This window comes from Qipengyuania sp. SS22 (assembly GCF_025736935.1).
Lineage (GTDB): Bacteria > Pseudomonadota > Alphaproteobacteria > Sphingomonadales > Sphingomonadaceae > Qipengyuania.
In genome coordinates, this window is sequence record NZ_CP107048.1 from 1,326,799 (window position 1) to 1,339,951 (window position 13,153).

Consider the following 13,153-nt stretch of genomic DNA (forward strand, 5'->3'; position numbering starts at 1 on the left):
GGTCTAGTAGCCCGGGGAACAAATAGATCAACTACAAGAAAAGACCAAAATCAGAGTATGCGAATCAATGAATTATTTTCGTATTCTTTTCAGATTGATCTATTTATAGTTTGACGCGGGTTATTATTCGGAAAGAAACGCGACAAGAGACCTGACCTTTTTCGTCCGCCATTGCGGGGTCGGTGCGACCAGCCAGTACGCGCGCTGCCCGGTATGCGGGCCGTCGAGCACCTCGAGCAGGCCCGCGTCGATCGAATCCTTGGCCAGCAGTTCGGGCAGGATCGCCTTGCCCAGCCCCGCCAAGGTCGAGGACAGCGCCTGGCCGGCATTGGACACGGTGACATGCGCCGCCACCCCATCCTGCAGCGGCAGCCCCCAGTCGATCCACTTGTCGGGCGCCCCGCCCTGACTTTCGGGCCGGGCCACGGTAACGCGGCGCGCCTCGTCGAGCTCGATCCCCTGCAATTCGCCCGGTCCGTCGACCAGCCGGATCGCACAATCGAGGTTCGCCTCGGTGAAATCGGCATGTTCGTCGGCGACGAAGGTAAAGCGGATTTCGGGGTTCTTCTCGCCGAACCGCGCCAGTCGCGGCGCCAGCCATTGCGCGTAGAATTCGCGCGGGCAGGCGATGGTATAGCTGTCGAGCGCCTGGCCCGCCTGCATCGCGGACACGCTTTCTTCGAACTTGAGGAAGCCTTCGCGCAGCGCATCGAGGCCCGCGGCACCTTCCTGCGTCAGCTCGAGCCCCTTGCTGGTGCGGCGGAACAGCACCGTGCCGAGGTGATCCTCGAGCGCGCGGATCTGCTGGCCCACGGCGGCCGGCGTCACCGCCAGCTCGTCCGCAGCGCGGGTGAAGGACAGATGCCGCGCGGCGGCATCGTAAACGCGCAGGGCGTTGAGAGGCAGGTGAGTACGCTTCATGGTGGCGTGGAATTAGGCAAGGCTAGGCCGGGACACAAGACGTGTCCTGTTTCCTGTAGCGAAAAGACCGCTTCGCCCGCATCGGCTCAATCCGGCGGATTATGACGCGCCAGGAAGTCCACGAAGGCAGTCAACAGCTTCTCGGCATTCCCTTCCTTGGTCAGCGAATGGCCATCCACCAGCATCAGGGTCTCGAGTTCGATGTCGTTGCGTTCGGCCTGTTCGATCAGGCGATAGTATTGCGCATATGGCACCCGGGCATCGTCCTTGCCCTGCGCCAGCAGGACTGGGCGCGCAAGGCGGCGAATCTGCGCCATTGGCGAGACATCGCTCATGTCGAACCCCTTGCCCTCACCAACAATTTTCGGTTTCCACTCGTCGGAATAATAGCGCCGGCCGAGATAGGATCGGTCATGCAGCAGCAGGGCGTCCCAATCGGTAACGCCCGCCCAACTGGCCGCGCAGCGGTAGAGTTCGGGATTGCGGATCACACCCCATAGCGCAGCGTACCCGCCATAGCTGGCACCGAGCAGGCAGATGCGCGCAGGATCGGCATAACCCCGGGCGATCGCCCAGCGGGTCGCATCGTCGAGATCGTCCTGCATCCGGCGGCCGATCTCGCCATCGCCCGCTTCCTCGAACGCCGCGCCAAAGCCGCTCGATCCGCGAAAATTTGGCTGGAGGACGGCATAACCGCGATTGGCGAGCAGCTGCACCCAATCGTGGTATCCCATGTCATCGCGCGCACCGTAGGGGCCCCCATGAGGCATGACGATCAGCGGCAGGCCCGCCGCCTCCCTGCCGCGCGGCAGGGTCAGATAGGAGCGCATTACCAAGCCGTCGCGGGTCTCAATATCGTGCGCTGTGGTCGGCGCGAGGACACGGAAATCAATGTCCGGGCGCAGGTTGGCGAAAAAGGCCAGCCGCTGTTTCTCTGGCGTGAAGACATACAGCCCTCCGGGATCGTCCGACGCGGTCTGCAACACGAGCATGCGCGAGCCGAAGCCCTTGGAAATGACGCGGACGGGCTTGTCGCCCAGCGCTCGCGCCAGCGCATCCTGCATCGCCTGCATATCCGGGTCGAGCCAGACCTCGCGCTGCCGATCATCGCGGATCGTCACCGAGGCCGGCCGGCCGGAGCGGTTGACGGTCACGCTCTCGACATCCCAATCGGGATTTGCGTAGACGGCTTTTCCCAGCGTTCCTGTCGAATAGTCGAATTCGCGCAGCACGCGGCGGCCGTCTTCCTCGGAGGAAACCGTGTAGCCGATATCCGATCCCGGCTGGAGCCCGAAGGCATCCCATTTGTCGAGCGCGTCTTCATCGTCCCAGTCGACCTTGGCCATGCGGCGGAATTCCTCGCCCGGGCCGGACCGGTAGACGACGATCAGATGACCCCGGCGCGTGCGCCCTCGACCCAGCCGGATCACGCCATCGCTATCGGCCCACCAACGAGTGATATCGCCTTCGTTATCCAGGATGCGCTGGGCATTCTCTGCCCCGGAACCATCGAGCGGGAAACGCCATATCTCGGCTTCCTGCTGCGCGCCGATGCGCAGGTTCAAGAGGACAAAGTGGCCCTGCGGATCGACATGGACGAGGTCATCGCCGTCAAGCGGCGAGCGTTTGAGGCCGACATAGCTCAATTGGCTGGTCGGGAGGTCGAACAGTAACAGCCGCGACATGCGCGCCCAGTAATTGGCGTTGTCAGCCTCTTTCATCACCGACAACAGCAACCGCTCGTCTCCGGCCCAGCGGAACCCGTTGAAATCGTCGGCATCGCCCGCGTCGATCACCCGTTCGAGCGCCAGGGTATCGGCGTCGTAAATGCGGACCATCGACCGCCCGTCGACGATCTGGCCGAAGGCGAGCCTCTTGCCGGTGGCGGACAGGCGAGCATCTTCCAGCTGAAACCCCTCGGCGAAGGCGGTCACCGGAATGGGTTCGGGCCTTCCTGCCGCATCGAGTGCGGGTGGCGCTTCGGCAGGCGTCTGCGCTGCCAGCGGCGTCGCCATGGCGCCCATCATGATGAGCGCTGAAAAACAGCCGGTCCAAGTCCCTCTAATCACGACACTAAACCCCCTGAGAACGATCGCAGCATACCCCGCCCGAACCGTCGGGCAAGTGCACAGGGGGCTGGCTGGGCACCATTTCGACAGCTATGTGGCACAGGTGCCGAAGCCTCGCTTCGCCCGGTGCTTTCCTTTAGCCCGCGAATAGCCCACATGTAACCAAGCCGACATAAACGAGGCCCATGTCCAATAGCCGTAGCCAGATGAGTACGGAAACCCCCTCTCGCGTCGCGGCAAACGATGCCGACACGCCCGCGGAGCCTGCGATTCTGGCGCCCCGGGACCGCTATACCAATCGCGAGCTGAGCTGGCTGTCGTTCAACCGCCGGGTGCTCGCGGAGAGCGAGAACGAGCGCTATCCGCTGCTGGAACGGCTGCGCTTCCTGTCGATCTCGGCGAGCAATCTCGACGAATTCACCATGGTCCGCATTGCCGGGCTGGAGGGGCAGGTCCAGCGCGGGATCGAGACGCAGGCGATCGACGGGGCCAGCCCGCGCCAACAATTGGAGGCGATTCGCGACCAGTTGCTCACGCTGGAGGAACGCCAGCAGAAAAGCTTGGAAACGCTGCGCACGGCGTTGTTCGACGAAGGCATCATGCTCGCCCCGATCGACCGGCTGGCGCAGGACCAGCTCGACTGGCTGGGCGAATATTTCGAAAGCGACATCCTGCCGCTGATCACCCCGCAGGCGATCGATCCGTCGCACCCCTTCCCCTTCGTCGCCAACAAGGGGATCGGGGTGATCTTCCGACTGAAGCGCGGGCGGCGCAAGGCGGACCTGATCGAAATGGTGCTGATCCCCAGCGGCGCGCCGCGCTTCGTCCGCGTGCCGGGCGAAAAGGCGATCTATGTCGCGATCGAGCAATTGGTTACGCGGTTCGCCGGCCAGCTGTTCCCCGGCTTCAAGGTGCTCGGCGACGGCGTGTTCCGCGTCATCCGCGACAGCGATATCGAGGTCGAGGAAGAGGCCGAGGACCTCGTGCGGTTCTTCCGCACGGCGATCCAGCGGCGGCGGCGCGGGCGCACCGTGCTGCTCGAGCTCGACGAGGAGTGCGACGAAACCGCCGAAGTGCTCTTGCGCGAACAGCTTGAGGTCGAGGAGGCGATGATCGTCAAGAGCGATGGCATGCTCGGGCTCGCCGATCTGGCCGTCATCTGCAACGAGCCGCGCCCCGACCTCAAATTCGAACCCTTCAGCCCGCGCTATCCCGAGCGCATTCTCGAGCATGACGGCGATTGCTTCGCCGCCATCCGCGAGAAGGATATCGTCATCCACCACCCGTTCGAAAGCTTCGACGTGGTGGTCGATTTCCTGCGCCAGGCGGCGCGCGACCCGGCAGTGATGTCGATCAAGCAGACGCTCTACCGTGCAGGCGACCAGTCGCCGGTGATCGCCGCGCTGATCGAGGCGGCGCTGGCGGGCAAGGCGGTCACCGCGGTGGTCGAGTTGAAGGCGCGCTTCGACGAGGAGCGCAATATCCACTGGGCGAGCGAGCTCGAACGCGCCGGGGTGCAGGTGATCTACGGCTTCACCGAGTGGAAGACGCACGCCAAGGTCAGCCTGGTGGTGCGCCGCGAGGAGGATGGCTACCGCACTTATTGCCACTTCGGGACGGGCAATTATCACCCGATCAACGCCAAGATCTACACCGACCTCAGCTTCTTTACCGCCGATCCCGCGCTGGGGCGCGACGCGGCCAAGATGTTCAATTTCATCACCGGCTATATCGAACCCGACGATCTCGAACGGATCGCGCTGTCGCCGATCGGGCTGCAGGAAACGCTGTTCGAGCTGATCGACGCCGAGATCGCCAATGCCCATGCGGGCAAGCCTGCCGGCATCTGGGTGAAGCTCAATTCGGTGACCTACAAGCCGATGATCGACAAGCTGTACGAAGCCAGCCAGGCGGGCGTCGAAATCCACATGGTGGTGCGCGGCATCTGCAGCTTGCGCGCCGGCCTGCCCGGCGTGTCGGACAATATCCGCGTCAAATCGATCATCGGCCGCTTTCTCGAACATTCGCGCGTGTGGGCCTTCGCCAATGGCAAGGCGCTGCCCAGCCGCCAGGCCAAGGTCTATCTGACCAGCGCCGACGCGATGAGCCGCAATCTGATGCGCCGCGTCGAGGTAATGGTCCCGATCACCAACAAGACCGTGCACGACCAGGTCCTGGGCCAGGTCATGCTCGCCAATATTCTCGACACCGAACAAAGCTGGCAGCTCGGTCCCGACGGCCAGTATCATCGCTTGCGACAGGAGGAAGGCGGCTTCAACTGCCACCAGTATTTCATGTCCAATCCATCACTATCCGGGCGCGGTGCCGCGCTCGCCGACCATGAGGTCCCGCGCCTGACGCTGCGGGGGTCCTCGCAATGAGCGCATCGCGTTCGGCCAAATGGCAACGGCGGCTGATGCAGCCCCCGCGCGCGGTCATCGATATCGGCTCCAACACCGTGCGCATGGTGATCTACGAAGGCACTGCGCGCGCTCCCGAAGTGGTGTGGAACGAAAAGGTCGCCGCGCGGCTCGGGCGCGATTTGTCCGAGACCGGGCGCATCCCCGAGGAGGCTGCGGAGGAAGCGCTGGCCGCGCTGGCGCGCTATGCGCTGATCATCGGCGATCTCGGGATCGAGGACGTCCAGACGGTCGCCACCGCCGCCGCGCGCGACGCGGAGAACGGGGCGCAATTCCTCGAGCAGGTCGCCGCGCTCGGGCTCGAGCCGCGCCTGTTGACGGGCAAGGAGGAGGCCATGGCCTCGGCAATGGGCGCGCTGGGGGCCTTCCCCGGCGCCCGCGGCGTGGTTGCCGACCTTGGCGGGGGCAGTCTCGAACTGGTCTCGGTCGCGGACAATGCGTGTCACGAGGCGGCCAGCCTGCAGCTGGGCACGCTGCGCCTGCCCGCGCTGCGCAGCGACGGCGGCGACGCTTTCGAGACCGCGGTGCACGAACAGCTCGCCGCGGTCGGCTGGGCGGCGAAGCATCCCGGCCCGATGTACATGATCGGCGGCACCTGGCGCGCGCTGGCGGCCTATGCGATGCGCTATTTCGACTATCCGCTGACCGATCCGCACGGCTTCACCCTGCTGCCCGACGATGCGCGGCGGCTGGCCGGCGAACTGGTCGCTGCCGATCCCGACAAGCTGCGCGAAATCAGCGGGATCAGCCCGATGCGCGCGCATTACCTGCCCGATGCCGCGGCGCTGCTGCGCCCGCTGCTCGACCGGATCGAGCCCGACGAGCTGGTGTTCTCGTCATGGGGCATCCGCGAAGGCCTACTCTACAGCCGGCTCGAACCCGCGCAGATGAAGGCCGATCCGCTGCTCGCCGGAGTGACCGCCTATGCCGCTCCGCGCGATTCCTCGATCACGGAGGCGACGCTGCTGGCGGCGTGGACGGTCGACCTGACCGAAGGCGACGGCAAGCTCAACGAACGCCTCCGGCTCGCCGCGGCGCAATTGTCGGGCGCGCTCCACCGGGTCGAACCCAATCTGCGCGAGAGCCATGCGATCGAATGGGCACTGGGCAAACGCTGGATCGATCTCGACGCGCGCGGCCGCGCGATGATCTGCGCCGCGCTGTTCGGCAGCCTCGGCCGCACCCAATTGCCCGACAAGCTGCGCGTGCTCGCCAGCGATGCCGATCTGCACGAGGGTGTGACCTGGGGTCTGGGCTACCGTCTGGCCCGGCGGCTCGGCGGGGGCAGCCGCGTCTCGCTCACCACCAGCGCGCTACGCCGCAAGAAGAAGAGCCTGATCCTGCGGCTTGACGAAAGCCGCGCCGCGCTGGCCAATTACCCCGCGACGCAGGATTTCGAGAACCTCGCCGAGTGGCTGGGCCTCAAGCCCAAGATCAAGATCGGGAGCTTCAACTTCTCCGGCGCCGGCGAGGACCAGGAAGAAGACTAGGCTTCGTTCGGAACGACGCCCGTCGCTCGCTCATTGGCTCCCCTGACAAGGGGAAAATCGATGGATAGTGAACACAGCGGCGGCCATCACGGCAAATGGCCCACCTTCTTCGCCATGATCGCGACGTCGATCGTGACCATGTTCGTGCTCAAATACTCCGCGCTGTGGGAAGCGGACCACGCCTTCTTCAGCCAGACCCGCATGTGGATGGCGCTGATGATGGGCATGGCGATGATCGTCATCATGCTCGGCTTCATGTGGGGCATGTACAAGAGCCTTGCCGCCAAGCTTGCCGTCATGGGGCTGGCGGGCGCGGGTTTCATCCTGTTCCTGTTCCTTGTCCGCAGCCAGCAGACGGTCGAGGACGAGGCCTGGATGAAGGCCATGATCCCGCATCACTCGATCGCGATCCTTACCAGCGAGCGCGCCGAAATCAGCGATCCGCGGGTGCGTGCGCTCGCCGATGAGATCATCGAGGCGCAGGTGAAGGAAATTACCGAGATGAAGCTGCTGCTGGCGGATATCGAGGCCAATGGCGAATTGGGTGACGGCACTGCCCTTCCCCCGCGCACAGCGGCTCTGACGCCCCAGCTCGAGGCCGAGGCGAAGGCTTCGCTCGAGCGCCCGGTGACTGCGGAGGTGGAAGAGGAACTCGACCCGGGGCGTTAGCCCGGGCAGTTCAGTTCGCCGTGGCGGGCGCTGCGAGCGGGAAGAAGGGGATGCGCACTTCGATCGGCGAGCCGTCTTCGGCATTGAAGGTGTAGAAGCCTTCCATCGAGCCATGCGGCGTATCGAGCGGACAGCCTGAGACATAGTCGTGGCTCTGCCCCGGCATCAGCACCGGCTGTTCGCCGACCACGCCATCGCCATCGACATGGCTGACCATGCCCGTGCCATCGGTGATCCGCCAGTGACGCGTCATCAGCTGGACGCGTTCGTGCGAGCCGTTTTCGATGCGGATGTGATAGACCCAGAACCACTTGCCCGCTTCCGGGCGCGATTGCTCGGGCAGGAAGTTCACCGCGACGCGGACGGTAATCCCGTCGGTCATGGCGGCATGCTGGAAGAGTTCTTTGATCACGGGATACAATCTAGCGTCCCCACCGCCCCGCGCAAGGAAACGCACGAAATTTTCCCATGCCGCGCTTTGCGACCAATGCGCGACCGGGCTCAGTCGGCGGGATTATGCCGGGCGAGGAAAGCGACGAGCTGATCGAGCCATCGCTGCTCGTTTTCGGGCTCGTCGAAAGAATGCCCTTCCTCGTCGAACACCAGTTCCACCGGTGCCACAGGCGCCTTGCGCGCAGCGCGAGTGAACTTGCGGAACTGCGACCAAGGGACGCGATCGTCCTTCTTGCCCTGCGCGATCAGTACCGGGCGGTTGAGCGTCTCGGCGTGGCGATAAGGCGACACGTCGTCGAGATCGAATTCCTCTTCCCCCTCGACGCGCTGGCGCCATCTGAGGCGAGCCTCACGCGTGAAGAACCGCCGATCGTATTTGAGGATCAGGTTCCAGTCGGTCACTCCGGCAAAACTGGCGGCACAGCGGTACCGTTCGGGATTGCGGATGACCGCCCATAGCGCGGCATAGCCGCCATAGGATCCGCCCACCACGCAAACCCGCGCCGGGTCGGCAATGCCCCGCGCGACAGCCCAATCCATCCCGTCGTCGAGATCGTCCTGCATGCCGCGACCGATCTGGCCGACGCCGAGATCGTAGAAATCCTGCCCATAACCGCCCGATCCGCGAAAATTGGGCTGCAACACCGCATATCCGCGGTTGGCGAGCAATTGCACCTTGTCGTCATAATCAAGCTTGTCGCGAATGCCGTAGGGACCGCCGTGCGGCAGGATAATGAGCGGCAAGCCGCTGGCCTCGCGTCCCCGGGGGAGCGTGAGGTAACCGTGGATGCGCGTGCCGTCGCGCGCGGTATAGGCAATCGGTTTGGGCACTGCGAGATGTGTAATGTCGATCTCGGGGCGCATCTCGACCAGCACTTCCATGCGTTTGCCGGTGACATCGTAATTGTAGATGAGCCCGGGATCGGCCTCGCTCCCCGCTCGCACGAGCATCCGCGAATTGTCCTTCGCGCGCGAAATGACCCATATCTCGTTTTGGGTCAGCGACCGTTCGAGCTGCGCATAGGTCTCGGCATAGCCCTGATCGAGCCAGTGCGCGCGATCGCGAACATCGGTGAAGAAGACACCGACAGGCTTGCCGTCGCGAAACAGCACCCTTTCCACGTCATGCTCGGGATGTTCGTAAACCAGGTCCACTGGCTCGCGGGTGGACAGATCGAAAATATACAGCCCGACCCTGCCGCTCGGGCCTTCATGCAGGACATGGCCGTGATCCGACCCGCTAACGATCTGCACGACATCCCAGAACTTGTCCTCGATTTCGTCGGCCTTGAGCTTCTCGATCAGCCGCAAGTCCGCATCGGGGCCCGACCGATAGTAGATCCGCAACCGGCCGCGACGCCAGCCCATACCCAGGCGGACGACACCATTGCGATCGGCATGCCAGGACCACACCCCGGGACGCGGGTCCTGTACCCTCCACCGTTTGCCCCCCGCCGCCAGTTCGTACCGGTAGACCGAGGGATAAGCGCGAACGTTCTTCTGGACCGAAACCAGCGCATAGCTGCCGTCCTCGGCGATGAAGATCACGTCGTCGCCTTCGACGACGGGTTCGTCATTACCGAGGATGTCCGAGGTCCCCGCCGCCAGGTCGAGCAGGAGCAACCGCGTGTAACGCACCTCGTCGCCGAAGAACCTACCCAGGGTGGACAGCGAAACGAGCAATTTGTCGTTGCCCGCCCAGCGAACCCATTCGACGTCATCGTCATCGTTGAGCGCGTAACGCCGCTGCAGCGAATGGTCGGCTGCGTCGAGCACCGCCAGAAACTTGCCCCGCGAAGCAGAGATGTGTGTGACGATGGCCTTGCCGTCGGGTGACAGATGGATCGCGGAAAACGCACTACGCGAAGCGAAGGAGCGCGTCGGAATCAGCGGCGGGCGCGTGTCCTCCGGGCTAGTGGCGGTGGCCGGTGCGGCCTTCTGCGCAAGAACGGCAGGTGCGCCGACCACGGACAAAGCACACAGCGCTGCGAATACCGAAAAACGAGACATGCGCCCCCCGAAGTAATTCCCCTGACCATGAGACTTAAACAGTCCGCGGAGACTGGCAAGCACGGGATCGGGTTAATTTCGGTTTACCGGGACTGGTGAGACTTTCCCAAGGGAGGTGCTGCACAAGGCGCAAACGGGTCGCACCTATTCTTTGTCGGAGTCATTCGGGTCACGCGATCGACGGGTTGGATTCACGACGGGGGAGTCGGAATATGCTGTTCGCATTCATCAGGCGCCTCGTGCGCGATCAGGGCGGCGATTCGCTTGCCGCGATGGTGCTGTGTTCGCCGCTTCCCGCAATGCTCTACCTTTCGATCTAGGGCTTGCCGCCGCCGAGATACTCCTCGATCTGGTCGAGGCGTTCCTTGCCGAACCACATCTCGTCATCGACGAAGAAGGTCGGGATGCCGAAGGCGCCGCGCGCGACCGCGGCTTCGGTATTGGCCGCCAGCTTCGCTTTCACGTCGGGATCCTGCGCAGCGGAGAGCAGGCGCTGCGCGTCGAACCCGGCCGCCGCCAGTTCGGCCCCGACCACTTCGGCATCGCTGCAATCGATGTTGCGCTCCCACACCGCGGGAAGCAGCGCCTCGACCAGCGCCTGGCGTTCGGCTTCATCGGATGCGGCCACCAGCACGCGCTGGAGCAGGATCGAATTGAACGGCAGCGCGGGGTGCATCCGGAACTCGTCCATGCCATGCCGGTCGAGGAAGCGCTGAAACTCGAGCGCGGCATAGGGAACCTTGCCCTTCACATCGGCATCCCGCATCATCGGCGGCGCATTGCCGGTGAGCTTGTGCATCCCGCCGAGGAACACCGGGGTCACCGCCAGTTGCGCCCCGGTGCGCGCGATAATCGGCTTGAGCGGGTACCAAGCCAGATAGGCGTTCGGCGCGGCGAGATCGAAAATGAATTCCAGCGTCTTGGTCATGCGGGGCCTCTCTCTTTTTCATGCGGTAACCGTTTGGTGGTATGGATGCGAGAATGAAACGCTTCGTCCTGCTCCTCCCACTGGCGCTGCTTGCCAGCCCGCCGCTGCCGGTGCTCGCGCATCCCGGCGGGCTCAATGCCGAGGGCTGCCACAACAACCGCAAGACGGGCGAGTACCACTGCCACCGCAACCGCCGCACCACGCAGCCCGCGCCGACCGCGCAATTGCAGGGCGCCGTCTACTTCCCCAATTGCACTGCGGCGCGGCAGGCGGGCGCTGCCCCGATCTATCGCGGGCAGCCCGGTTACCGGCCCGCGCTGGACCGCGACAATGACGGGGTCGCCTGCGAACCCTATCGCGGGCGTTAGTGGCCGGGCTCCAGCCCCCCCGCCCCCTGACGACGCCCCCCTGCCCGCGCGGAATATGGGGACAAGCGCGTGCATTCAGGGTTGCGAATGATTTGCATTAGCATACCATGTGGGTCTGCAAAGGAGACGGCATGGCCCATTCGCACGATTCGACCACTCTCGACCTCCCCCTCCCCGCCCGGCGGCACCAGACGCTTGCGCTGGTCCTTGTCCGCCGGTTGGCCGGGCACGGGCTGCACGATGCGCGCGCGACGATGCTGGCGCTCGATGCAGGGGGCACCGAGTTCCGCCGCCTGCTGGTGCTCGCCCGCGCGCTGGTGGTCGATCTTGCACGGACCTCGCGCCGCAAGATCCTGCTCGCGCCGTGCTGCGCGGCGGGGATGACACGCGACGAAGGGCTGCTGATGGCGATGATCGGCGGCGGCGGGCTCGATATTCACGGCGTGCTGACCGACGATGCCGCATGCGCCATCGCGATGACCACCGCGCATGCGCTGGGCGACGAGCTGGAGCGGATCGCGACCCGCAACGACTGGCGGCGTTAAAGCCCCGCGGCGGCCAGTGCGCGGTCGAGGTCTTCCTTGACGTCCTCGACGTCTTCGAGGCCGACATTGATCCGCAGCAGCCCTTCGGTCACGCCCATCTCGTCGCGCGCCTCCTGCGTCATGCCCGCATGCGTCGTGCTCGCCGGGTGGCACATCAGGCTGCGCGTATCGCCAATATTGTTCGAGATATCGACCAGCTCGAGCGCGTCGAGCAGCGCGAAGGCAGTCGCGCGGTCGCCCACGTCGAGCGCGAAGATCGGCCCGGTGGCGACCATCTGCTGCATCGCGAGTTCGTGGCGCGGGTGGCTGGGCAGGCCGGGATGAAGCAGCCTGGGCACGCGCGGTTCGATGAATTGGCCGAGGTCGAGCGCATTCTCGCTCTGCCGGCGTGCGCGCAGGTCGAGCGTCTCGAGCCCCTTGTGCACCACCCAGGCATTGAAGGGCGCTATATTGGGCCCGGTGTTGCGCTGGAACGGCAGCAACACCTCGTCCACCCATTGCTGCGACCCGCATACCGCGCCCGCGAGCACCCGGCCCTGCCCGTCCATCAGCTTGGTCGCCGAATAGGCCACCACGTCGGCGCCGAAATCGAGCGGCCGTTGCAGCGCGCTGGTGGCAAAGGCGTTGTCGACCACGGTGACGATGCCATGCGCCTTGGCGATACCGCAAACATGCGCCAGATCGACAATGTCGAGCGTGGGATTGGCGGGAGTTTCGAAGAAGAAAACCTTGGTATTGGGCCGGATCGCGGCTTCCCACGCATCATCGTCGGCGCTGTCGATTACCGTGGTTTCGATCCCGAAGCGCGGCAGCAAATGGTCGAGCAGCCAGCGGCACGAGCCGAAGGCCGCGCGCGCGCCGACCACATGGTCGCCCGCCGATAGCTGGCACAGGAGCGCCGCGGTCATCGCCGCCATCCCGCTGGCCTGCGCACGGCACGCCTCTGCGCCTTCCATCAGCGCGATGCGTTCCTCGAGCATGGCGACGGTCGGGTTCTGGAGGCGCGAATAGGTCATCCCCGCAGCCTCGCCCGCGAAGCGGTCGGCGACGGTCTGCGCGTCGTCATAGCTATAGCCGCTGGTGAGGAACAGCGCTTCGCTGGTCTCGCCATGCTCGCTACGCCAGGTGCCCCCGCGCACGGCCTGCGTCGCGGGCCGCCACGTGCCGGTGATCGAGCGGTCGGTGCCGGTGGTCTTCTTCATGCTCGCAGCGTCTAGGCAGGCCTCGGGATAACGGCAAGCAATGGCTGTTGTATCCTTGCAAACGCTCGCTTAATCGGC

General features: G+C 64.8%; 11 protein-coding genes. 5 read left to right on the forward strand and 6 right to left on the reverse strand.

The annotated features are described in order from the left end of the window. Positions 1-123 precede the first annotated feature (123 nt). Both N6L26_RS06475 and N6L26_RS06480 read right to left on the reverse strand, forming a co-directional pair. A complete protein-coding gene (locus tag N6L26_RS06475) occupies positions 124-921 on the reverse strand; it encodes a LysR family transcriptional regulator (protein WP_263607210.1) in 798 nt (265 codons plus the stop codon). A gap of 86 nt (positions 922-1,007) precedes the next feature. Next, complete coding sequence (locus N6L26_RS06480) at positions 1,008-2,936, reverse strand: alpha/beta hydrolase family protein (RefSeq protein WP_263607211.1); 1,929 nt, start codon at positions 2,934-2,936, stop codon at positions 1,008-1,010. Between the two features lie 260 nt (positions 2,937-3,196). Here N6L26_RS06480 and N6L26_RS06485 point away from each other — a divergent pair, with 260 nt between their 5' ends. Genes N6L26_RS06485 through N6L26_RS06495 form a run of 3 tightly spaced genes read left to right on the forward strand, consistent with a single transcriptional unit; the run spans position 3,197 to position 7,569 of the window. After that, positions 3,197-5,371 (forward strand): RNA degradosome polyphosphate kinase, encoded by a 2,175-nt coding sequence (locus N6L26_RS06485; protein WP_263607212.1) that lies wholly within the window; start codon positions 3,197-3,199, stop codon positions 5,369-5,371. Beyond that, complete coding sequence (locus tag N6L26_RS06490; protein ID WP_263607213.1) at positions 5,368-6,900, forward strand: Ppx/GppA family phosphatase; 1,533 nt, start codon at positions 5,368-5,370, stop codon at positions 6,898-6,900. The genes N6L26_RS06485 and N6L26_RS06490 overlap by 4 nt, the downstream gene beginning before the upstream one ends. A 60-nt stretch (positions 6,901-6,960) precedes the next feature. Continuing rightward, positions 6,961-7,569: a DUF305 domain-containing protein gene (locus N6L26_RS06495; RefSeq protein WP_263607214.1), complete on the forward strand. Its 609-nt coding sequence runs from the start codon at positions 6,961-6,963 to the stop codon at positions 7,567-7,569. 10 nt (positions 7,570-7,579) lie between these two features. Here N6L26_RS06495 and apaG read toward each other — a convergent pair whose 3' ends face one another. The 3 genes from apaG to N6L26_RS06510 all read right to left on the reverse strand — a co-directional run bounded on the left by apaG (position 7,580) and on the right by N6L26_RS06510 (position 10,960). Further along, a complete protein-coding gene (apaG, locus tag N6L26_RS06500) occupies positions 7,580-7,978 on the reverse strand; it encodes a Co2+/Mg2+ efflux protein ApaG (protein WP_263607263.1) in 399 nt (132 codons plus the stop codon). A 92-nt stretch (positions 7,979-8,070) separates the two neighbouring features. Continuing rightward, positions 8,071-10,032, reverse strand: coding sequence for an alpha/beta hydrolase family protein (locus tag N6L26_RS06505; protein WP_263607215.1), 1,962 nt, complete (start codon positions 10,030-10,032; stop codon positions 8,071-8,073). A gap of 316 nt (positions 10,033-10,348) precedes the next feature. Beyond that, positions 10,349-10,960, reverse strand: coding sequence for a 2-hydroxychromene-2-carboxylate isomerase (locus N6L26_RS06510; RefSeq protein ID WP_263607216.1), 612 nt, complete (start codon positions 10,958-10,960; stop codon positions 10,349-10,351). Positions 10,961-11,013: 53 nt separating this feature from the next. Between N6L26_RS06510 and N6L26_RS06515 the strand changes: the two genes are divergently transcribed. Both N6L26_RS06515 and N6L26_RS06520 read left to right on the forward strand, forming a co-directional pair. After that, positions 11,014-11,328: an excalibur calcium-binding domain-containing protein gene (locus N6L26_RS06515; RefSeq protein WP_263607218.1), complete on the forward strand. Its 315-nt coding sequence runs from the start codon at positions 11,014-11,016 to the stop codon at positions 11,326-11,328. 131 nt (positions 11,329-11,459) lie between these two features. After that, positions 11,460-11,873, forward strand: coding sequence for a DUF6628 family protein (locus tag N6L26_RS06520; RefSeq protein ID WP_263607219.1), 414 nt, complete (start codon positions 11,460-11,462; stop codon positions 11,871-11,873). Here the strand turns inward: N6L26_RS06520 and N6L26_RS06525 are convergent. Then, on the reverse strand, positions 11,870-13,075 hold the full coding sequence (locus tag N6L26_RS06525) for a trans-sulfuration enzyme family protein (RefSeq protein ID WP_263607220.1): 1,206 nt from the start codon (positions 13,073-13,075) through the stop codon (positions 11,870-11,872). The two genes, N6L26_RS06520 and N6L26_RS06525, sit on opposite strands and share 4 nt — an antisense overlap. Positions 13,076-13,153 lie beyond the last annotated feature (78 nt).

What these genes read in the sequence shown, in the direction of transcription:
- N6L26_RS06480 (WP_263607211.1), bottom strand. Translation starts at nt 2,936, where the DNA reads ATGGCGACGCCGCTGGCAGCGCAGACGCCTGCCGAAGCGCCACCCGCA.
- N6L26_RS06510 (WP_263607216.1), bottom strand. Translation starts at nt 10,960, where the DNA reads ATGACCAAGACGCTGGAATTCATTTTCGATCTCGCCGCGCCGAACGCC.
- N6L26_RS06475 (WP_263607210.1), bottom strand. Translation starts at nt 921, where the DNA reads ATGAAGCGTACTCACCTGCCTCTCAACGCCCTGCGCGTTTACGATGCC.
- N6L26_RS06485 (WP_263607212.1), top strand. Translation starts at nt 3,197, where the DNA reads ATGAGTACGGAAACCCCCTCTCGCGTCGCGGCAAACGATGCCGACACG.
- N6L26_RS06505 (WP_263607215.1), bottom strand. Translation starts at nt 10,032, where the DNA reads ATGTCTCGTTTTTCGGTATTCGCAGCGCTGTGTGCTTTGTCCGTGGTC.
- N6L26_RS06525 (WP_263607220.1), bottom strand. Translation starts at nt 13,075, where the DNA reads ATGAAGAAGACCACCGGCACCGACCGCTCGATCACCGGCACGTGGCGG.
- N6L26_RS06490 (WP_263607213.1), top strand. Translation starts at nt 5,368, where the DNA reads ATGAGCGCATCGCGTTCGGCCAAATGGCAACGGCGGCTGATGCAGCCC.
- N6L26_RS06520 (WP_263607219.1), top strand. Translation starts at nt 11,460, where the DNA reads ATGGCCCATTCGCACGATTCGACCACTCTCGACCTCCCCCTCCCCGCC.
- N6L26_RS06495 (WP_263607214.1), top strand. Translation starts at nt 6,961, where the DNA reads ATGGATAGTGAACACAGCGGCGGCCATCACGGCAAATGGCCCACCTTC.
- N6L26_RS06515 (WP_263607218.1), top strand. Translation starts at nt 11,014, where the DNA reads ATGAAACGCTTCGTCCTGCTCCTCCCACTGGCGCTGCTTGCCAGCCCG.